Origin of the sequence: Pantoea eucrina, assembly GCF_020079945.1 — a bacterium.
Lineage (GTDB): Bacteria > Pseudomonadota > Gammaproteobacteria > Enterobacterales > Enterobacteriaceae > Pantoea > Pantoea eucrina.
Map to the genome: position 1 here is coordinate 55,767 of NZ_CP083448.1, position 22,303 is coordinate 78,069.

Sequence of the window (22,303 nt, forward strand, 5' to 3'; positions counted from 1 at the left end):
CCGAGATGGCGTTATTAAATGTAGAGAAGTTATCGGTGCATTTCGGCGACGAAAAAACACCGTTCCGTGCGGTTGACCGCATCAGTTATCAGGTAGAGCAGGGCCAGGTCGTAGGGATTGTCGGTGAGTCGGGCTCCGGTAAATCAGTCAGTTCGCTGGCGATTATGGGTCTGATCGATTTTCCTGGCCGCGTCATGGCTGAGAAGCTGGAGTTTAACCAGCGCGATTTGCAGAAGATTTCTGAAAAAGAGCGCCGGCAGCTGGTTGGCGCAGAAGTGGCGATGATTTTTCAGGATCCGATGACCAGCCTCAATCCCTGCTATACCGTGGGTTTCCAGATTATGGAAGCGCTCAAGGTGCACCAGGGCGGCAGTAAACGCACCCGCCGCCAGCGCGCTATCGATCTGCTGGAGCAGGTGGGTATTCCCGATCCGGCTTCGCGGCTTGATGTCTATCCGCACCAGCTGTCGGGCGGCATGAGCCAGCGCGTGATGATCGCCATGGCGATTGCCTGCAAGCCTAAGCTGCTGATTGCCGATGAGCCAACCACGGCGCTGGATGTCACCATTCAGGCGCAGATCATCGAACTGCTGCTGGCGCTGCAGAAGCAGGAGAACATGGCGCTGATCCTCATCACCCACGATCTGGCGCTGGTTGCCGAAGCGGCGCAGCACATTATTGTGATGTATGCCGGTCAGGTGGTGGAGAGCGGCAAAGCCGTGGATATCTTCAGGGCGCCGCGTCATCCCTATACGCAGGCGCTGCTGCGGGCGCTGCCGGAGTTTGCGGCAGACAAGGCGCGGCTGGCATCGCTGCCGGGCGTGGTGCCGGGCAAATATGACCGGCCCTCTGGCTGCCTGCTGAATCCGCGCTGCCCCTATGTGACCGATCGCTGCCGTACCGAAGAACCTGCGCTGCGCGACATTCCGGGCCGCCAGTCTAAATGCCACTTCCCACTGGATGATGCCGGGAGACCGACCTATGAGTCCTGATAACACGAAGCAGGATTATCTGCTGCAGGCGATTGACCTGAAAAAACACTACCCGGTGAAGAAAGGCCTGTTTGGTCAGGAGCGCCTGGTGAAGGCGCTGGATGGCGTCTCCTTCAACCTCGAACGGGGTAAAACGCTGGCGGTAGTCGGTGAGTCGGGCTGCGGAAAATCCACGCTTGGCCGTCTGCTGACCATGATCGAAACCCCGACCGAAGGCGAGCTTTACTGGCACGGACAGGATTTGCTGAAGCACGATCCGCAGGCGCAAAAACTGCGCCGGCAGAAAATTCAGATCATCTTTCAGAACCCCTATGGCTCGCTCAACCCGCGTAAAAAAATCAGCCAGATCCTTGAGGAGCCGCTGATTATCAACACCGCGCTGAGCAAAGCGGAGCGGCGCGAAAAAACGCTGGAGATGATGGCGAAAGTGGGTCTCAAGACCGAACATTACGATCGCTACCCGCACATGTTCTCCGGCGGTCAGCGTCAGCGTATTGCCATTGCGCGCGGATTGATGCTGGATCCGGATGTCCTGATCGCGGATGAGCCGGTTTCAGCGCTCGATGTTTCGGTACGCGCGCAGGTGCTGAACCTGATGATGGATCTGCAGCAGGACCTGGGCCTCTCCTACGTCTTTATTTCGCACGACCTCTCAGTGGTCGAGCACATCGCCGATGAAGTTATGGTGATGTACCTCGGGCGCTGCGTGGAGAAAGGCAGTAAAGAGGCGATCTTCAGCAATCCGCGCCATCCTTATACGCAGGCGCTGCTTTCCGCCACGCCGCGTCTTAATCCGGATGAGCGGCGCGAGCGTATCAAACTGACCGGTGAGCTGCCCAGCCCGCTCAATCCGCCGCCGGGCTGTGCGTTCAACGCGCGCTGCCGGCGCCGTTTTGGCACCTGCGTGCAGCTGCAGCCAAAACTCAAACGCTATGGCGATCAGCAGGTTGCCTGCTTTGCCGTCGATCAGGATGAAAACCAGCCGCTGGAAACACCCTGATTAACGCCACTGATAAAAAAGGCTCCCGCGGGAGCCTTTCTTTTTTTTAGCGAAAACAGTTCAGCAATGCTAACCTTTATCAGGTTAACCGGGCACAGGACCGGAAATCTATCACATTACGTTATCTGACCGTCAGCGACAGGGCTCCCCGCGCAGCGCGCTAAGACAAATTCTTAAATCACCGCGCAGGCGTTGCCGGCTTAACCGCTGGGGTTACGCAACGCCAAAATCATAAATATCCTTATTTTACAAATATTTAATTTCTTTTCGGCGGCATTTTCGTTTCGGTTAACGGCAATGCATTAGTCTCTTTTCGCCGCGCATCTCCCGCCGGTAAAGCATCCGGTTTTTTATAAACACAGATAAAGCAGCTTTATCAGATATGCGGTTTTAATAATCAGAATTTTCTCACCGTCTTTTAATGTGTGTGCTATATTCGCCAAAAAATGCCCTCTGCTTTCACAGGCACTGATCATGAAGAATTATGACGATCTGCAGCGTTTCAAAGAAAAAACGCAGACGCTTGATATCGATTTCAAAGATATGTCGGGTCAGGCGCAGAGCGCCGATCATCATCAGTGGGCCATTCTGCGCCAGCTGAGCACAGATGATGCGCCGGAGCTGGGCCAGGGGCAGCGTATCGATCTGCCGCAGCCACAGCCGGCCGGCCCTGAGGCATTTGCCGCGCCAGCCATACCTGCCGCTCCGCGTGCTCCGGCAGAGGAGGGCGCCTCGCTGCTCAGCAGCCTGGCGGCCACCGCGCCGGTCCGCGAGGCCGCGCCGGGCAGCAGTGCGCTATTTCCGCCGCCGCCGCCGAAGCGCGCGCCGGCAGCGATGCCCGCGGCGGCGCTTGTGGAGCGGCAGCGCGCCGGCTCACTGTTTCCGCCTCCGCTTTCTGAGCCGGTCGTGACCCGCCCCGCGGCCCCGCAGCCGCCTGCCAGCGCGGTGCCGGCCGCAGCAGCGCCTGTTGCTCCGCCCGCCTCTGCCCGCTTCAGCACGCTGTTTCGCTCGCGTCCGGCTGAACCCGCTGCATTGTCTAAAGAAACACTCCTCAAACCGCTACTGGAGAAGATTGCGTTATGCCGTTAGTTTGTGTGTGCTCGCCAAAAGGGGGAGTAGGGAAGACCACCATGGCGGCCAACCTTGCATGGAGTCTGGCGCGCGCCGGCAGCAAGGTGCTGGCAATCGATTTTGATGTGCAGAATGCGCTGCGTCTGCATTTTGGCGTCCCGCTGCAGGATGGCCGCGGCTTTGTTGCGCGCTCTGAAGAGCAGGCTGACTGGAGCCAGTCGATTCTGACCACCGGCGGCAATATTTTTGTGCTGCCCTACGGCGACGTCACAGAGGAGCAGCGTGAACGCTTTGAGCACAAGCTTGCCAGCGACACCCATTTTTTGCGGCGCGGTCTCGATACCGTGCTGAATTATCCCGGCCTGGTAATTGTGGCCGATTTTCCTCCCGGTCCGGGGCCGGCGCTTAAAGCGATGCAGCAACTTGCCGATATGCATTTAGTAGTCATGCTTGCGGATACGGCATCCGTCTCTCTGCTGCCGCAAATTGAAAATAACCGCATGATTGGTCAGCCGCTGAATAATAAACATGGCCACTATTTTGTGCTGAACCAAAGCGACAATCGCCGCAATATCAGCCGTGAAGTCACATCATTTATGCAGCAGCGTCTGGGCGATAGCCTGCTTGGCGTTGTCCACCGCGATGAAAGCGTGGCGGAAGCGAATGCATCACAGCAGTCAGTGTACGATTTCAGCCCCGCGTCTGCGGCCGCCTTCGATATTGAACTGGTGGCAAAGCGCGTGGCTAATTTGCTCAGTATTCAGGTCGGCAACGGTGAAGTTCAGGCGCCGATCCGCAGCCAGTATTAATAGCCGGGCTCGGTGATGCTGCCAACTTACTGATTTAGTGTATGATGGTGTTTTTGAGGTGCTCCCGTGGCTTCTGTTTCTATCAGCTGTCCCTCCTGTTCAGCTACTGACGGGGTGGTGCGTAACGGCAAAAGCACTGCCGGACATCAGCGCTATCTCTGCTCTCACTGCCGTAAAACATGGCAACTGCAGTTCACTTACACCGCTTCTCAACCCGGTACGCACCAGAAAATCATTGATATGGCCATGAATGGTGTTGGATGCCGGGCAACCGCCCGCATTATGGGCGTTGGCCTCAACACGATTTTACGTCACTTAAAAAACTCAGGCCGCAGTCGGTAACCTCGCGCATACAGCCGGGCAGTGATGTGATTGTCTGCGCTGAAATGGACGAACAGTGGGGCTACGTCGGTGCTAAATCACGTCAGCGCTGGCTGTTTTACGCGTATGACAGGATACGGAGGACGGTTGTGGCGCACGTCTTCGGTGAACGCACTCTGGCCACACTGGAGCGTCTTCTGAGCCTGCTGTCGGCCTTTGAGGTCGTGGTATGGATGACGGATGGCTGGCCGCTGTATGAATCCCGCCTGAAGGGAAAGCTGCACGTAATCAGCAAGCGTTACACTCAGCGAATTGAGCGGCATAACCTGAATCTGAGACAACATCTGGCAAGGCTGGGACGGAAGTCACTGTCGTTCTCAAAATCGGTGGAGCTGCATGACAAGGTCATCGGGCATTATCTGAACATAAAACACTATCAGTAAGTTGGAGTCATTACCCCGGGCTCAGGCCCGGCTCAGATAATTTATAACGCTTTTTCAGGGTGACTCATGAGTAAACTCGGGTTTTACCTGCTGCTGCTGGTGCTCGCGCCGGTGGCGGCGGTAATCATCATCACGCCTATGGACAGCCAGAAACAATATATTTTTGGTTTAATCAGCATCGGTATGATGTTTTTACTGGGCTTCAGCAAAAGCCGTAAAATAACCGTGGTAATGGTTATTCTTTCCGCGCTGATGTCGACCCGATATATCTGGTGGCGCACTACCGAAACGCTGAAGTTTAATTCCGAGATCGAAGCTATTCTCGGCATTGGCTTATATCTGGCTGAACTTTACGTCTGGCTGATCTTAATTCTCGGGTTCCTGCAGACCACCTGGCCTTTAAAGCGTACGATTGAACCGCTGCCGGATGATACCCGTCTGTGGCCCACGGTGGATGTATACGTACCGACCTATAACGAAAGTCTGGATGTGGTGCGCGATACCGTGCTGGCGGCGCAGTGTATCGATTACCCGCGCGATAAAATCAAAGTCTATCTGCTGGATGACGGCAAGCGCAGCGAGTTTGCGGTATTCGCCGCTGACGTGGGCGTGGGCTATATCACGCGTGATGACAACCGGCACGCCAAAGCGGGCAATCTTAATCACGCGATGACCATTACCAAAGGCGAGCTGATCTGCGTATTCGACTGCGATCACGTCGCCACGCGCGCGTTCCTGCAGGCAACGGTCGGCCCCTTCCTGAAAGATCCGAAGCTGGCCCTGCTGCAGACGCCGCACTATTTCTACTCTCCCGATCCGTTCGAGCGCAACCTGCGTGCCGCCCGCTCTATTCCTAACGAGGGATCGCTGTTTTATGGTCCGGTACAGCAGGGCAATGACAACTGGAATGCGACCTTTTTCTGTGGCTCCTGTGCCGTTATCCGGCGCAGCGCGCTGGAAGAGATTGGCGGCTTTGCCGTTGAGACCGTGACGGAAGACGCGCACACCGCGCTGAAAATGCAGCGTCGCGGCTGGGGCTCAGCGTTTCTGGCGATCCCGCTGGCGGCCGGTCTGGCAACGGAACGCCTCGGCCTGCACGTTATTCAGCGTACCCGCTGGGCGCGCGGCATGACGCAGATTTTCCGCGTGGATAATCCGCTGTTTGGCCGTGGTCTGAAGTGGCAGCAGCGCCTCTGCTACCTCAACGCCATGCTGCACTTTCAGTTTGGCCTGCCGCGCGTGGCGTTTCTTACCGCGCCGCTGGCTTATCTGCTGTTTAACCTGAATATCATCCACTCTTCGGCGTCGCTGATCTTCGCCTATGTGCTGCCGCATCTGGTGATGTCGCTCTACGTTAACTCCCGTATGAATGGCCGCTTCCGCTATACCTTCTGGGGAGAGATTTACGAAACGGTGATGTGCTTCCATCTGGTCATCCCGACCCTGCTGACGCTACTGTCGCCGAAACATGGCAAGTTCAACGTAACGGATAAAGGCGGTCTGCTCGATCAGGGCTTCTTTGATTTCCATATCGTACGGCCACACGTCATTGTCGCGACGCTGCTCTCCATCGGTATTGTCGCCGGCGTGGTCCGCGCGACGGCGCATGACTATTTCGGGGTCGATCCCTGGGTTATCGCGCTCAACGTTGGCTGGGCTATTTTCAGTCTGATTATTCTGATGGCGGCCATCGCCGTGGCGCGCGAAACCAAGCAGGTGCGTAAAACCATTCGTATTGAGGTGCAGATCCCGGCTGTGATCCACTACGCCAGCGGAATTTCGTCGCGTACCCGCACCAGCGATCTCTCGATGGGCGGTGCGCAGCTGGATGCGCCTGACAACCGGCATGAAATGGATGAGATTGAAGAGATCGATCTGCTGCTGAAGTCCGGCACTATCACTATCCCGGTCAGTAAAATTTCCGGCGATGCAGAGACAATCCGTCTGCGCTTTGGCGCGATGCCGCTGGCGCGTCGCCGCGAGCTGGTGCGCGTCGTGCTGGCGCGAGCGGATGCGTGGATCCAGCCGGAGTATAAGCAGGATAATCCGCTGGTGTCGATCGGCACTATTATTCGTACCGTTTTTGAGCTGTTCTGGCTGACCTGGAAAGATCGCCGCGAGAAGCACAAGCGTGATGACCAGCCTGCGGCCAAAGAGGACAGCGCAGCATGAAGAAATTAACGCAAACGCTGCTCGCCAGTTCGCTGGCGACCGCACTGCTGCTGACATCGGTTCAGGCTGAAGAGCCTGCGGTTACGCAGGACAGCAGTGCGCTGTCAGCCGTGCCGCCGCCGGAAGGGCTCGACAGCACGGCTGACGCGCAGCTGCAGCAGGCGGCCGGTGCCGCCCCTTATGCACCGGAAAGCGGTAGTGACGCGCCGGAAAGCAGTGCCGCCACGCCGGCTGAGGCTGAGGCGCCGGCAATTCTGTTGCCTGCGGCTGATACCGGAAGCACTGTCCTCAACCAGCCGGTAAGCAGTACGATTTCTGTGGCGCAGATGGGCCAGAAACAGGGCATCACCCTGACCGGAGGACAGCTGCAGTCGGGCATTGTCTTTACCCTGCCCGGTGATGAGGTGGTTACCAACGCACGGCTCAACCTGTCGCTGCGCGTCTCATCAGCGCTGGCCGCGCGCAATACGTCGCTGCAGCTGATGCTGAACGGACAGCCGCTCGGCACGCTGCCGCTCGGCTCCAGCGACAGCGACGTCAGCGACTATCAGCTGGATATTCCGGCTGCCATGGTAGTGTCAGATAACAACCTCAGCTTTAAAATCAACGATGCGGATAAGCTGCTGTGTGAAAAAGAGAGCGCACAGCAGTATCAGGTAACGATTCTGCCGCAAACCACGCTGAGCCTGGAGGGCCAGCAGCTGAATATCGGCACCAGCCTGCGTAACTTCCCGCGCCCGTTTATCGATGCGCAGCGTATGACGCCGGCCAGCGTCACCTTTGGTTTTGCCAGCAGCGTGACGCCGGATGCGGTGAGCGCTGCCGCGCTGGTGGCGTCGTGGATGGGTATTCAGTCTGACTACCGCGGCATTCGCTTTCCGGTGAGTCGCGGCGCGCTGCCAGAGCGCAACGGTATTCTGGTCGGGCATCCGGGCGACAAAATCGGCATCGTGACGCTGCCGGCCAGCAATGGCCCGCTGCTGCAGGTGATCGATAACCCGGATAATCCGGTCTATAAACTGCTGCTGATTGTGGGCAGCGATGACGCACAGCTGCGTCAGGCGGCGAATCGTCTGACAACCAAACCGCTGACTACCGATGCCAGCCAGCTTGCTGTGCAGCCGCAGCCGCTGGCCCAGCGTAAGCCTTACGATGCCCCGCGCTGGATCAACACCTCACGCCCGGTACGCCTGAGTGAACTGCTGCGCAAAGATCAGAGCCTGACCACGACCGGTATCTGGCATGATGCGCTGCGCGTAAACTTCCGCGCGGCGCCCGATCTGTTTTTATGGGATGGCGATACGATTCCGGTCAACCTGAACTACCGTTTTCCCACTGAAAGCTGGATCGACGAAAACAATTCGTTCCTGAATGTCGCCCTCAACGGGACTTTCCTGCGTAACCTGACGGTTAACAAAGTCGGCCTGCTGGAGAGCGCCTGGCACCGCCTGGGCGGCGACGCGCGTCAGGAGCACTACACCCTGAAGCTGGAGCCATATCTGATTTACGGCGATAACCAGCTGGCGCTCTACTTTAATATCAAGCCAAAAGCGGATGCGCCGTGCGGCGTACTGCTTAACAACAATATCAAAAGCCGCATCGAAGAGGATTCGTGGATCGATCTGAGCCACACCCGTCACTTCACCATGCTGCCGAACCTCTCTTACTTTGTCGGGGCCGCGTTCCCGTTCACGCGCCTGGCGGATTTTTCGCAGACCACGCTGCTGCTGCCGGAAAAACCGGGTGATGCGGAGATCGCCACGCTACTCGATATGGCGGCGCGCGCGGGTAACGCAACCGGGGTGGCGCTGGTACAAAATCAGGTACTGTTTGGCCTGCCTGAAGGCGGCACCAATCTGAGCCGGCTGCAGCAGAATGATGTGCTGGCGGTGAGCACCATGCAGCACAGCGCCTTTACGCAGCAGATGCTGCACGGCACGCCGTAGCAGACCAGCGGCAATACGCTGAGCGTTAACGAGCCTGGCCTGATGGAAAAACTGCACGGCTGGCTGACCGGCGACTGGTATCGCCAGGAGCTGGATGCCGATCGCTACTTTTCCTCAAATGAGGCGTGGCGCGGATTTGTCAGCTATCGCTCGCCGTGGAGCGCTGACCGGCTGGTGGTCATGACGGTGGCAACCAGCGATCAGCAGCTGCTGCGCCTGCATGACGATCTCAATTCAGCGCGTATCAACGCCGGTATTCGCGGCGATACCGCCATCATTACCGATGAAAATGGGATCCGCAGCTTCCGGGTTGGTCCGCAGTTTCCGAGCGGTGAAATGCCGTGGTACATGATGGTGGTGTGGTACGCCAACCAGCACTCGGTGCTGATGGCGCTGGCCGCGCTGCTGGTTGCCGTGCTGATCGGCAGCAGCGCCTGGCTCATGCTGAAGCGTCACGCATGGCGGCGTCTTAACCCCAAAGCAGACAGTCAGTCCGGCAGGAAGTAAGGATAAAAAGAATGCATAAAAATATACTGAGTGCCGGCATCCGCCACGCCCTGCTGCTGGGCGGGGCGCTGACGCTCTCTCAGCCGCTGCTGGCGGCAGAGAGCAACAATCCTGCGCTGCAGGCGCTGTTTGACCAGGCTGCCTACTGGCATCAGAAAGCGCATGACGATCTGGCAAAGGCGTCGCTGCAGAAAATCCTGCAGGCGGAGCCGAATAATACCCAGGCGCTCTATCTGCTGGCGCTCTACTCCCAGCAGACCGGAAGTACCGCCGAGGCAGCGCAGTGGCGTGCGCGGCTGAGTGCCGTTTCGCCCAACGATGCGCATCTGGCCGAACTGGATAACGCCCGTCAGCTGCAGAGTATTCCGCAGGCGCAGCTATCGCTGGCGCGTCAGCAGGCACGCAGCGGCAACATCGCCGCAGCGCTGCAGACGTGGCGCAACACCTTCAGCGGTAACGAGCCACCGCCGAGCGTCGCCGCTGAATATTATCTGACCATGGCCGGCGATCGCACGCTGCTGCCGCAGGCGGTTGAAGCGCTGCGGCAGTTTGCCGCCGATCATCCGCAGGATACCGGTGCGCAGCTGGCGCTGGGCAAGGCGATGACCTATCAGGAGCCGACCCGTCGCCAGGGGATTGAGCTGCTGGCCGGTATGGCTGACGGCAATAAAGAGGCTGACCGCTCGCTGCGTCAGGCGCTGCTCTGGCTGGCACCGCAGGCTCAGGACGCTGCGCTCTATCAGACCTGGCAGCAGCGTCATCCTCAGGATAACGCGGTAGTGGATTACTACCGTAAAAACGTGGGCGGCGCGGAAAAGGGCGCCGGCTTTACGGCCCTGAACAGCGGCGATGTCAGCGGTGCGCAGTCCAGCTTTGAAAAAGTGCTGCAGGCGAACCCGCAGGATGCGGATGCGCTGGCGGGCATGGGCTATGTTGCGCAGCGCGCCGGGCACTACGCTGAAGCCGCAGACTACCTGAACCGGGCGGCACAGCTGGGTGGCGATCAGAGCGATGCGCGGCAGAAGCAGGCGGCGGATGCCCGCTTTTACGCGCAGCTTGCCGCCGCTCAGCAGGCGCTGAAAAGCGGCGACAGTGCGCAGGCGCTGGCGCTGAGCGAGCCGCTGACCCAGGCTGAAGGCGAAAAAGGCGTGGCGGCAAAACTGTTCCGTGCCGATGTGCAGCGCCGCACCAATCAGTTGCAGCAGGCGGAGCAGACCTACCGTGCGATCCTGCAAAGCGATGCGGATAACCGCAGCGCCAAAGAGGGACTGTTCTATGTGCTGCGCCAGCAGAACCGCAGCGCTGAAGCTAACAGCCTGCTCGCCTCACTGCCCGACAGCGTGCGGCAGAGCGTGGCGCCACGCGGTAATAACAGCGATCCCATCCGGGCACAGGCGAAACGCGAGCAGGCCGCAGGCAACAGCGCCGCCGCGATCGCCACGCTGACCAGCGGCGTACAGCGCTATCCCACCGATGGCTGGCTGCGTCTGGATCTGGCGCGGCTCTACCGCGCGCAGGGCAATACGCTGATGGCAGCCAATGTGATGCAGCCGGTGATGCGCAATGGCGCGACCAGCAGCGAACTCTATGCCGGTGCGCTCAACGCCAGCGAAAGCGGCGCGTGGCAGCAGGCGAGCCAGCTGCTGGCACGTATTCCCGATCGCAGTAAAACCGGCGCAATGCGTGAACTGGCGCAGCGCGTTAACTTTAATCTGCAAATGGCAACGGCCGATCAGTATCTGGCACAGGGCTCGGATGCGGCGGCGGCGAATACGCTGCGCGCGCTGGCTGCTGCCCCGCCGGCTAATCCGGTTGACGCCGGCAATCTGGCGGAGAAACTGGCGAAAGCGGGCGATCTCACCAGCGCCGTGGCGGTGGTACGCAGCAACATGCAGCGCGGCGTGCAGGGTAACGCCGGGGACTATGCCACGCAGGTCACGGTGCTCAACCAGGCCGGGTTGAGCGGTGAAGCGCAGCGTTTTCTCAGCTCGCCTGAACTGCAGGCGCGCAGTACGCCAGCGCAGCTGGCTGATGTGCGCAACGGCTATCTGATCAATGAAGTAGATCGCCTGCGTGAGCAGAAACAGTATGCGGCGGCCTATGACAAACTGGTGGGTGCGCTGCAGCAGGATCCGCAAAACCGCGATCTGATGTTTGCCATGGCGCGTCTCTATCAGTCCGGCAAAATGAACAAAGAGGCGGGCGTGGTCTATGACTATCTGATCACGCAGGATACGCCGCAACAGGATGCGCGCACCGGGGCCATTAACGTGGCGCTGGCAGAGAATGATATCAGCAGGGCGAATACGCTGACGCGCGGACTGCGCAATGAAGAGACGCCGGAGCGGCTGCTGCTGCTGGCGCGCGTAGCGGAAGCCAACGGCGAGCACGGCGAAGCGATGCGTTATCTGCGTACCGCACGCGGTAAAATGATTGGTCTGCAGGGCGCGCAAAGCGGCAGCGTACCTGTGGTTGGCGGACTGGCGCTGGCAGACAATCCCTTTATTAACCGCAGCACCTCGCCGGTTGGCCGTTCCTCTTCCAGCTATGGCGCGGTCATGCCGTGGCAGAACGCACCAACAGTAAGCCGCACAGCAGACACTGCGCTGGCAGCCAATACGCCTGTGCTGCAGCAGAACCAGACGCTGCATCAGATTGACACGATGATGGACGCGCTGCAGGAGAAAACCGGGACCTGGGTACAGGGACAGATGCAGGTGCGCGGACGCGATGGCGAGTCAGGCTTGAGTAAGCTGACCGAAGCGAAAGCGCCGCTGACCTTTTCCACGGTGCCGTTTGGCGAGTCGCGGTTTGATTTTACCGTTACGCCGGTTTCACTGACCGCGGGCAGCGCTGGCGGAGATGCATGGCGCCGCTTTGGCAGCAATGCGCTGGTGCAGGGCAATGTCGTGGCAGCCGGGGATGCGAAAATCACGGACGTTCCCGCTTCAGCCACCGATTCGCAGTCCGCTTCCGGCGTTGAGCTGAACATGGCGCTGAAGGGCGACAGCTATAAAATCGATCTCGGCAGCACGCCGCTGGGCCAGGATCTCAGCACGCTGGTGGGCGGGATCCAGTGGTCACCGAAGCTGACTGATTTCCTGACGCTGATCCTGACCGGTGAACGCCGTGCCATGACCGACAGCCTGCTTTCGTATGTGGGAGCAGAAGATAAAACCAGCGGCAAACGCTGGGGACGCGTAACGAAAAATGGCGCGAATGCCCTGCTGAGCTATGACAACGGCGATGCCGGACTTTATGCCGGCGGCGGCGCTTATAGCTACATTGGCGAAAATGTGGCGAGTAACCAGAGCGTTCAGGCAACCGCTGGCGTTTATGTACGGCCTTTCCACTACGACGATCGCGAGCTGAAGGTGGGAATGAACCTCTCCTGGATGGATTTCTCCAAAAACCTCAGCTATTTCAGTTATGGCCAGGGCGGCTATTTCAGCCCGCAGAACTATGCATCCGTTTCATTCCCGGTGGATTTCAGCCGTCAGTTTGACGATCTGAAAGTCAACGTCGGGGGATCGGTAGGGTATCAGTCTTACAGCCAGGATAAGAGCGCCTACTTCCCGGACGATGCTGCGCTGCAGTCGCAGCTGCAGAGTCTGGCCGATCGCGGCTTTGTCAGAAGTGCTTACTACAGCGGTGAAAGTAAAAACGGCATAGGTTACAACCTGCACGCCGGTGCGGATTATAAAATTAATAAAGATGTCACGATTGGCGGGCAGCTGGGGTATGACACCTTTGGCGACTACAACGAAAGCACTGCCAACCTCTACTTCCGCTATATGTTTGGAGATAACTGATGAGCGAGCAACCCACCGCACGCGTGACCTGGTCGCATCAGCCTGGCTGGTTTGACCTGGTCTGCGTGATGACAGAGAGCGTGCTGGAGAACGGCGGTGATGAAGCCACGGCTTTTCTGGCCAGCACCGGGGAGACGCTGGCGATGCGCTATCCGCTGCCGGCTTCACGTACCGTGCAGGATCTGGAACGGGAGATGAATCTGCAGCTGGCCCGCTTCAACTGGGGCTTTGTGCAGATTCATCCGGCAGAAAATGCGATTCAGATTGAGCATCATGCGCTGCCGGCCGGTCACGACACGCTGCCGGCTGAACGCTGGCGGCTGGCAATGGGGGCCGTGCTGGGCGGGCTGTATGCGCAGTGGCTGCGCGGTCAGGGCGGCAGCGCCGCAGTACCGCTGACGCTGGAAAACGACAATGGCTCAACGCTGCTGTATCGATATCAATAGGAAGCGGTAATGAATGTAATGCGGCACGGGCGTCGGTGGATGCTCTGTTTAATGATGATATTTTTTAGCGCGCAGGCGATGGCAGACGGCTGGAGCAGTTATAAAAGCCGCTTTCTGAACAGCGACGGCCGGATTATCGATACCGGCAACAAAGGCGTCAGCCATACAGAGGGTCAGGGCTATGGCATGCTGCTGGCGGTAGCGAATAACGATCGCGCTACCTTTGATCTGCTGTGGCAGTGGACGCGTGCGCATCTGCATAATCCGCAAAATGACCTGTTCTACTGGCGCTATGTGCCTGATGCGGCCGATCCGGTGGCAGACAAAAACGACGCCAGCGACGGTAATGTGCTCATTGCCTGGGCGCTGCAGCGCGCGGCCCAAAAGTGGGGAGGAGATTATCAGCAGGATTCCGATCGCATTCAGCGGGCAATTATTAAGCTGAACGTGATCGATTACGCCGGACACAAAGTTATGCTGCCTGGCGCAAACGGCTTTAATAAGTCGAGCTACGTCGTGCTGAACCCCTCCTATTTTCTGTTTGCTGCCTGGCAGGCGTTTGCTCAGCAGAGCCATCTGCGCGTCTGGAATACGCTCATTGACGATGGCATGACGCTGCTGGGTGAGATGCAGTTTGGTAAAACCGCGCTGCCACTGGACTGGGTCGCGCTGAACGCGGATGGCTCTGTCGCACCGGCGGTGGGGTACTCTAATCGGTTCAGTTATGATGCGATTCGCGTGCCGCTGAATATCTGGTGGTACGATCCGCAGAGCCTGCGGCTGGTGCCTTTTCAGCACGTCTGGCAGGGCTATCCGCGTCAGACTACGCCGGCCTGGTTCGACGTACTGGCTAACAGCCCGGCGCCTTATAATATGGAAGGCGGCCTGACAGCGGTACGCGATTTGACGCTGAACCAGACCGGTCATCTCAGCGACCGCATTCAGCCGGAACAGAATTACTTCTCTGCCAGCCTGCAGCTATTAGTGTGGCTTGCCTGGCAGGAAAAAGGTTAATGCTCTCCTGCGAGCGCGCGGTGCGCGCTCGCTTTCTACGCTCCCGGCAACGGGTAAAACGCTGAAAACGCGCCTCTCTTCCTTCCGACCGATGATTTTCACCCTTATCGCGGCGTACAACGTCTGAGACCTGGGATATACTTGCTGCGCATTCAGGCTACTATCACTGCGAATTATGGCGGCATTGCGGCCGGGAGAAATTTTGTTGCGCGTCAGTCGCTCGTTAACCATCAAGCAAATGGCAGCCGTGTCTGCGGTTGTGCTGGTGACGATCACGATTTTTATCGTTATCCAGCTTTTTCATTTTGTGCAGCAGCGCAGGGTTGATTACGCCCAGCAGATGGAGAATGTGGCGCACACGGTACGCCAGCCGCTCTCAGAGGCGGTGCTGAAAGCGGACATCCCTCAGGCGGAGCATATTCTTAATACACTGAAACCCGCCGGTATCCTGTCGCGGGCCGATGTGGTGCTGCCCAATGCGTTTCAGGCGCTGCACGCCGATTTTGCACCGGAAAAGCCGGTTCCGCGTCTGGTCGCCCGGCTGTTTGAACTGCCGGTGCAGATCACGCTGCCGCTGTATGCGATAGAGCGGGGCGGCATGCCAAAGCCCATCGCCTATCTGGTGCTTCAGGCGGACTCCTCGCGCGTTTACCAGTTTCTGCTCAGTACGCTCTCAACCATGATCACCACCTGGCTGCTGATGGCGCTGATCCTCTCAGTCGCTATTAGCTGGTGTATTAACCGTCTGGTTGTGCACCCGCTGCGCGATATTTCACGCGAGCTGCAGGAGCTGCCGCCGCAAGCCATCCTGACACATAAGCTTACGCTGCCCGGCAATCACCGCGATGATGAGATAGGCATGCTGATCCGCAGCTATAACCGCAATCAGCAGGTGCTGGAGTCCGTTCACGATGAGATGAGCCGGCTGACCACCCATTTTGCCGTGACGGATCTGCCTAACCGCACGCTGTTCCTGGCACTGCTCGACCAGCATCTGCAGCAGCGTCACCGGCAGCAGCCCTGGAGCGTCATGGTTATCCGTATCGAAACGCTGCAGGAAGCCAACGGCGTGCTGAGCGATGAGCAGCGTGATGCGCTGATGCTGACGCTGGTAGAGAAAATCCGCAGTACGATTGATGACCACACGCTGCTGGCGCAGACGGGGCCCAGCGATTTTGCGCTGCTGCTGAAGCGGGCGCACAACCCCTTCCGCGCGATGCGTCTGGCGCGCAACCTGATGCTGCGTATCAATCAGCCGGTCAATCTGTATCAGCTGCAGCTGCGACCCAATGCCAGTATCGGGCTGTCGCTCTCTGACGAGAGCCTCTGCTCTGCCCGCGAGCAGCTGGATCGGGCGACGTCAGCCATGATGTCAGCGCGGCATCAGGGGAAAAATCAGATCCTGTTTTTTGATCCGGTCCTGACCGAACGGGCGCAGAAGCGGCTGACGCAGGAGCATGACATTCTGCAGGGGCTGCAGGAGGGTGAGTTTGCGCTTTATCTGCAGCCCCAGCTTAACATGGCAACCGGTGAGCTGACGGGGGCTGAAGCGCTGCTGCGTATGCGGATGGCGGATGGCAGCTTCGGGCTGCCGGAAGAGTTCATCGCCAGCGCGGAAGAGATCGGCGTGATTTCCGCCATCGGTCGCTGGGTATTTGAAGAGGCGTGCCGCATTCTGGCCGGCTGGCAGCGACGGGGGATTACGCTGCCGCTGAGCGTAAATATTTCGGCCGTCCAGCTGCGCGACAGCGGCATGGTGACGCATCTGCAGAGCCTGCTGGAACGGCATTGCATCCGGCCGGGTTCTTTAGTGCTGGAAGTCACCGAAACCGCCGGAATAGGTGATGCCGAACAGGCGATGGCGCTGCTGCTCGCGCTGCAGCAGACCGGAGTTGCCGTTGCGCTGGACGATTTTGGTATGGGCTACTGCAATCTCAATTATCTGCATCAGTTTAAAGCGTTACCGGTTAATAAGCTGAAGATGGACCGCAGCTTTGTCGCCGCGCTGCCGGACGATGACACTATGGTGCGCATTGTGGCCGCCGTGGCAAAGATTGTGGATGCTGACGTTGTGGCTGAAGGGGTGGAAACGGCGGAGCAGCGCGACTGGCTGCTGGCGCGTGGCATTACTATTGGTCAGGGCTATCTGTATGCCGAAGCCCTGCCGCTTACCACCTTTGAACAGGGCTGGCTGCAGCGCTGTTCACGCACGTGATAGTGACCTTATCAATTGATTGTTCTGCAGAAACCGCGCCACAGCGCCAGCTGAAGCGTTTCAGTTCATAGTTAGAGTTTTGTAACTTTTGTAAGGAATGTCAGGGGATACTCATCCTGTTAACAGGGTGTTATTTTCAGTTTATCGGTAAGGTTTTACGCTCTCAGGCGGCTTGCCGCATGCGTTTCTCCCTGACACAGGCGGTGAATGCCGTCTCTACCTGGACACCTGTTATGAAACTGTTTAAAAGCCTCTACTTTCAGGTGCTGGTTGCCATCGGCATCGGCGTTCTGTTAGGCCATTACTATCCCGAATTAGGCGCGCAGATGAAGCCGCTTGGTGATGGTTTTGTAAAGCTGATCAAGATGATCATCGCCCCCGTAATCTTCTGTACGGTGGTGACCGGTATCGCCGGCATGGAGAGCATGAAAGCCGTCGGACGCACTGGCGCCGTAGCGCTGCTCTATTTTGAAATCGTCAGTACTATCGCGCTGATCATCGGACTGGTGGTAGTGAACGTGGTTCAGCCTGGCGCAGGAATGAACGTGGATCCCGCCACCCTGGATGCGAAAGCGGTAGCCGTTTATGCACAGCAGGCAGAGCAGCAGGGTGTGATCGCGTTCCTGCTTGATATCATCCCGGGCAGCGTCATTGGTGCCTTTGCCAGCGGCAACATTCTGCAGGTGCTGCTGTTCGCTATTCTGTTTGGTTTCGCACTGCATCGCCTCGGCAGCGCCGGTACCGTGATGTTCAACGTTATCGAAAGCTTCTCAAAAGTGATCTTTGGCGTGATCAACATGATTATGCGCCTGGCACCTATCGGGGCGTTTGGTGCCATGGCCTTCACCATCGGTAAGTATGGTGTCGGCTCGCTGGTGCAGCTTGGCCAGCTGATCATCTGTTTCTATATTACCTGTATCCTGTTTGTCGTGATCGTGCTGGGCGCAATTGCGCGCTGGGCTGGCTTTAACATCTTCAAATTTATCGGTTATATAAAAGAAGAGCTGCTGATTGTGCTGGGTACGTCATCGTCTGAATCAGCGCTGCCGCGCATGCTGGATAAGATGGAGCGCCTCGGCTGCAAAAAATCGGTGGTGGGGCTGGTTATTCCAACGGGCTACTCGTTTAATCTGGATGGTACCTCAATCTATCTGACCATGGCCGCCGTGTTTATTGCGCAGGCGACCAACGCTCATATGGATATCTTCCATCAGATCACCCTGCTGGTGGTTCTGCTGCTCTCCTCGAAAGGCGCGGCGGGCGTTACCGGAAGCGGCTTTATTGTTCTCGCCGCGACGCTCTCTGCGGTAGGGCATCTGCCGGTCGCGGGCCTGGCATTGATTCTGGGCATCGACCGCTTTATGTCCGAAGCGCGTGCGCTGACTAATCTGGTCGGTAACGGCGTAGCCACGGTGGTGGTGGCTAAGTGGGTGGGTCAGCTGGATGAAAACCAGATGAAAGAGACGCTTTCTTCAGCGAAAAAGGTCAATCACGTCTCTCATACCGGCGCATAATCCGCAATTTGCGTTAATTTCCGATTAAATGCCCGCTGTCACTTGCCCTGACAGCGGGCATTTGCATAATAAACCCCGTTGATTTTTTTCCCGATTTTTTTCCTTGTTGCGCGACTTCCTGGCCATCCTGTGGTCAAAGGAACTGTCATTAAATAAACGCGGCGGCAATACGCCGCGCGGGCCGCTTTCCCGGTGGCCAGTCAGTCCGTGCTAACAAGCGTTTATCTGTTTGATTAGGGGTTCACATGCAGGGCACCAGAATTCGGCTTTTGGTTGGCGGCTTGCTGCTTGCAGCAACCGGTTTCGGCGCGCACGCCGAAACACTTCAGCCCGATCCCGCCTGGCAGGAGGGCAAACTGGACAACGGGTTCAGTTGGCAGCTGCTGACCACACCACAACGTCCCAGCGATCGCATTGAGCTTCGCCTGGTGGTTAATACCGGCTCGCTGGCGGAGAGCGCTCAGCAGACCGGCTTCAGTCATCTGTTACCGCGCCTGGCGATGGTGCATAACACCGCGCTGGATACCAATCAGCAGCGTGCACTGTGGCAGCAGGCGATGGATCCGCAGCGTCCGCTGCCGCCAGCGATCTCGTCATACGACTACACTCAGTACAACCTCAGTCTGCCCAACAACCGGCCAGAACTGCTTAAAGAAGCGTTAAACTGGCTGGCGGCGACCGCGGGTAAGATGAGCATTAATGAGCAGGTGGTCGCGACGGCATTAAGCGCGACCGATCCCATCGCCACCTGGCCATCTGACACGCAGGATGTCTGGTGGCGCTACCGCCTGAAAGGCTCAACCATGCTGGCGCACGACCCCGGTGAGCCACCGCGCGCGCCGGTCGATCCCGCGCAGCTGAACAGTTTTTATGAGCAATGGTATACGCCAGATAATATGACGCTCTATGTGGTTGGTAATGTCGACAGCCGCACTATCATGGAGCAGATTGGCAAGACTTTCGCAACGCTGAAAGGAAAACGCGATACGCCGGCACCACTGCCCACGCTGTCGCCGCTGCCGCATCAGCCGGTCAATCTGGTTGATGGCTCTCTGGCACAGGATCGGCTGTCGCTGGTATGGGATACGTCGTGGCAACCGATTCGCGAATCGCAGTATCTGCAACGTTACTGGCAGAGCGATCTGGCGCGGGAAGCGCTGTTCTGGCACGTGCAGCGCGCGTTGGCAGATAATAAAGCGCAAAATGTGCAGGTCGGCTTTGACTGCCGCGTGCTTTATCAGCGCGCGCAGTGCTCCATCAATATGGAGAGTCCCAACGCGTCACTGCCGCAAAACATGAATCAGATCGCTAAAGCGCTGGCCGTGGTTCGCGATAAAGGGCTGCCGCAGGATGAATTTGATGCGCTTATGGCGCAGAAGCTGCTGGAGCTGAATAAGCTGTTTACCACCTACGCCCGTACGGATACTGACATTCTGATGGGGCAGCGCCTGCGCTCGCAGCAGAATGCGGTAGTGGATATTGCTCCCGAGCAGTATCAGAAACTGCGCCAGTCTTTCCTGAGTGAGTTAACGCGTGAGCAGCTCAACCAGGAACTGCGCCAGCAGCTGACGCAGGAGCTGACTATGGTACTGATCCAGCCACAGGGCGAAGCAGAGACCAATGTGAAGATGTTGCAGGAGAGCTGGAACAAGGTGATGGCAGTGCCTGATGCGCCCGCCGCCCCGGCCCCGGACGAAAGCAGTAAAGCAGAAAACAGCACCGATCGGGGCGCATAAATGCGCCCCCTGTGATGAATTCCGCGCAGGGCGTAACAACGTCAGGTTTTCGCCCGCAGCCATTCGGTGACCAGCATCGGCCAGCTTGCCAGTGGCAGATCGGCTACGCCGCGGATACCGAAACCGTGCCCGCCTTTCTGATAAAAATGGATCTCGGCCGGAATTTTATGTTCACGCAGCGCGCTGAAGAACAGCATGCTGTGGTTAACGGAAACCGCTTCATCGTCAGCCGCATGGATCAGCAGGGCTGGCGGTGTTTGCGCGTGCACGCGCGTCTCCAGCGAATAGGCATCGATACTTTTCTGATCCGGCCAGGCGCCCAGCAGGCGCGTGCGTGAACTTTCGTGTGCCAGGCCGTCACGCATACTGATAATCGGGTAGATCAGCACCATAGCGTCGGGGCGCGGTGAGAGCGCATCGATACGATCCTGGACCGGATAGAGCTTCTCGTTAAACCGCGTTCCCAGCGAGGCCGCAACGTGGCCGCCTGCGGAAAAGCCCATCATCACAATGTACTTACCGTTTTTGCCCTGCTGCGCCCGTTCGCGCAGCACGCGGACCGCCCGCTGGGCATCGGCCAGCGGTGCATCCGCGCCTTCATGATGCCCGTCATAGGGCAGGCGATATGTCATTACGGCCAGCGTATAGCCCATCGAGGTAAAAAACGTGGCCAGCGCGCTGCCTTCACGATCGATTAGCACCCGCTGATAACCGCCGCCCGGTGCCACCAGCAGGGTGATCCCGTTGGAGGTTTCCGGATACCAGATAGCCATTTCCGGGCAGCGCACGCCGGTGGCTGCGCGATCGTAAGGCTCATACTCTTTAGCCAGGTCAACAATCTGCGGCTGAGCGCGGGAGTCACTGGCGCCTGGCGCATCACCGGATGGCCAGATATTGATAATTTCTGTGTGCATAAATCTGTCCTGAGCAGGGCGTATAGTCGTTGTTTTTCTGCGGCCGAAGGAACAGTGTCCTGCTGTTATTGATTAAAAGATGGTCTTCTTTTGCGTTGTCGTCCAGCCGAAAAAACGATAACCAGCGAGAATCAGACTATACCTGGCAGGCGGGAATTCTCTTTCAAGAGACTGAATTTAAACAGTTATGTTTAGCGAAGATAATAAGTGCACACTTCAGATAAAGTGCGAAAGATGGAAGAGGCGTACTAAGCGCAATGAACAGGATAAAACAGAGTAGTAAGTCAAACCAGTCACGGGAAATTTCAGCGGAGAAATCCCTCCGGCTGCGCCTTTTTCCGAACCCTTCCGGCGGCCGGTTTTCTGGCGCGTCAGTTTGCCTTAAGTCTTTAAATCGCCCTCCGGCGACGATTTAGCAGACAAAGCATCCTCTGTTTCTGCGATTAAGGCAAAGGCGCGCTGTTAGACTCGACGCCCTATATGGCTGCACAAAGCGATAAAGTTATCCAGGGACCAGCCGATACTTGCCGCCGGGTTGCTTTCTGCAGGCACTCACCACCGACCAGGAAAAAACCATGGTGATGAAGAATTCCGGACACCGGCTGCCTGTTTCTCTCAAACATGCGCAACCGGATATCGCATTTTTCCGGCAGCAGTGCCAGCGTACTTATAATTTTCAGCCTATTTATCAGATATCTGGCCGCCTGCTGGCGATTGAGCTGCTGACCGCCGTTACGCACGCGGCTATGCCGGAAAAGCGTCTTTCACCGGAAAGCTACTTTGCTGCGCTATCGACAGAGCAGCGGCTGGATGTGGTGCATGAACAACTTACTCTGCTGTTGACGTGGTCCCGCTTTTTTATCCGCCATCAGCTGGTGGCATCGGTCAATATTGACGGGCCGACGCTGCTGGCGATACAGCAGCATTCGGCCCTGCGACGGCTGATTGGCCAGCTGCCATGGGTGCGCTTTGAACTCACTGAGCATCATGCGCTGCCGCAGGAGGAGATGGTGGCGCAGATGCCGGAGCTGGGGCCGCTATGGCTGGATGATTTTGGCTCCGGCATGGCAAATTTTTCCGCGCTGACCGAACTGCGCTATGACTACATCAAATTATCGCGTGAACTCTTTATGCTGCTGCGCGCGTCAGAAGAGGGGCGAGTCCTTTTCTCAACGCTGCTGACGCTTATTAATCGCTACTGCAATGGCGTAATAGTTGAGGGCGTGGAAACCGAAGAGGAGTGGCGCCAGGTACAATCCTCACCCGCTATTGCAGCTCAGGGATACTTTTTTTCCCGTCCGCTTCCTTTTAGTGAGCTGGGATCGCTGCCGTTGATGCTTCTCTGATGTTGTTGCGCCGCGTCTCGACTATCTTTAATGAGACGTGAGAAC

Annotated in this window: 14 protein-coding genes and 1 pseudogene; 14 read left to right on the forward strand and 1 reads right to left on the reverse strand. The window is 57.9% G+C overall.

Going from position 1 to position 22,303, the window contains the following annotated elements:
- Positions 1–5 precede the first annotated feature (5 nt).
- The 13 genes and pseudogenes from dppD to LAC65_RS00325 all read left to right on the forward strand — a co-directional run bounded on the left by dppD (position 6) and on the right by LAC65_RS00325 (position 19,998).
- Positions 6–992, forward strand: a complete 987-nt coding sequence (dppD, locus tag LAC65_RS00265; protein WP_039381653.1) for a dipeptide ABC transporter ATP-binding protein — start codon at positions 6–8, stop codon at positions 990–992.
- A complete protein-coding gene (gene dppF, locus LAC65_RS00270; RefSeq protein ID WP_039381655.1) occupies positions 982–1,992 on the forward strand; it encodes a dipeptide ABC transporter ATP-binding subunit DppF in 1,011 nt (336 codons plus the stop codon). Before dppD ends, dppF begins: the two co-directional genes overlap by 11 nt.
- A gap of 474 nt (positions 1,993–2,466) precedes the next feature.
- Complete coding sequence (gene bcsO / locus LAC65_RS00275; RefSeq protein ID WP_039381657.1) at positions 2,467–3,081, forward strand: cellulose biosynthesis protein BcsO; 615 nt, start codon at positions 2,467–2,469, stop codon at positions 3,079–3,081.
- Positions 3,072–3,872, forward strand: coding sequence for a cellulose biosynthesis protein BcsQ (gene bcsQ, locus LAC65_RS00280; RefSeq protein ID WP_071668229.1), 801 nt, complete (start codon positions 3,072–3,074; stop codon positions 3,870–3,872). Before bcsO ends, bcsQ begins: the two co-directional genes overlap by 10 nt.
- A gap of 66 nt (positions 3,873–3,938) precedes the next feature.
- Positions 3,939–4,636, forward strand: a protein-coding gene (locus LAC65_RS00285; protein ID WP_223429336.1) for an IS1 family transposase whose coding sequence is annotated in 2 segments (ribosomal slippage) — positions 3,939–4,188 and positions 4,188–4,636 — 699 coding nt in all. Because the reading frame shifts where the segments join, the coding sequence is not laid out codon by codon here.
- 66 nt (positions 4,637–4,702) lie between these two features.
- Entirely contained in the window at positions 4,703–6,808 is a 2,106-nt protein-coding gene (gene bcsA / locus LAC65_RS00290; RefSeq protein ID WP_052246463.1) for a UDP-forming cellulose synthase catalytic subunit, read from the forward strand.
- Positions 6,805–9,261, forward strand: a pseudogene (gene bcsB, locus LAC65_RS00295) (cellulose biosynthesis cyclic di-GMP-binding regulatory protein BcsB). Before bcsA ends, bcsB begins: the two are co-directional and overlap by 4 nt.
- 11 nt (positions 9,262–9,272) lie before the next feature.
- The gene (locus tag LAC65_RS00300; protein WP_039381665.1) at positions 9,273–13,073 is read left to right on the forward strand and encodes a cellulose biosynthesis protein BcsC; all 3,801 of its coding nucleotides are present in this window, start codon (positions 9,273–9,275) and stop codon (positions 13,071–13,073) included.
- Positions 13,073–13,519 (forward strand): cellulose biosynthesis protein BcsD, encoded by a 447-nt coding sequence (gene bcsD, locus LAC65_RS00305; protein ID WP_039381668.1) that lies wholly within the window; start codon positions 13,073–13,075, stop codon positions 13,517–13,519. The genes LAC65_RS00300 and bcsD overlap by 1 nt, the downstream gene beginning before the upstream one ends.
- A gap of 9 nt (positions 13,520–13,528) precedes the next feature.
- Positions 13,529–14,533: a family 8 glycosyl hydrolase gene (locus LAC65_RS00310; protein ID WP_039381672.1), complete on the forward strand. Its 1,005-nt coding sequence runs from the start codon at positions 13,529–13,531 to the stop codon at positions 14,531–14,533.
- 205 nt (positions 14,534–14,738) lie between these two features.
- Positions 14,739–16,748, forward strand: a complete 2,010-nt coding sequence (hmsP, locus tag LAC65_RS00315) for a biofilm formation regulator HmsP (RefSeq protein WP_200889506.1) — start codon at positions 14,739–14,741, stop codon at positions 16,746–16,748.
- Between the two features lie 233 nt (positions 16,749–16,981).
- A complete protein-coding gene (locus LAC65_RS00320; RefSeq protein ID WP_039385674.1) occupies positions 16,982–18,262 on the forward strand; it encodes a dicarboxylate/amino acid:cation symporter in 1,281 nt (426 codons plus the stop codon).
- Between the two features lie 245 nt (positions 18,263–18,507).
- Positions 18,508–19,998 (forward strand): M16 family metallopeptidase, encoded by a 1,491-nt coding sequence (locus LAC65_RS00325; RefSeq protein WP_039381678.1) that lies wholly within the window; start codon positions 18,508–18,510, stop codon positions 19,996–19,998.
- Positions 19,999–20,039: 41 nt separating this feature from the next.
- On the opposite strand, the gene LAC65_RS00330 is transcribed toward LAC65_RS00325, so the two are convergent.
- On the reverse strand, positions 20,040–20,912 hold the full coding sequence (locus tag LAC65_RS00330) for an alpha/beta hydrolase (RefSeq protein WP_039381681.1): 873 nt from the start codon (positions 20,910–20,912) through the stop codon (positions 20,040–20,042).
- Between the two features lie 575 nt (positions 20,913–21,487).
- On the opposite strand from LAC65_RS00330, the gene pdeH reads away from it, so the two are divergent.
- Positions 21,488–22,258: a cyclic-guanylate-specific phosphodiesterase gene (gene pdeH, locus LAC65_RS00335; RefSeq protein WP_039381683.1), complete on the forward strand. Its 771-nt coding sequence runs from the start codon at positions 21,488–21,490 to the stop codon at positions 22,256–22,258.
- Positions 22,259–22,303 lie beyond the last annotated feature (45 nt).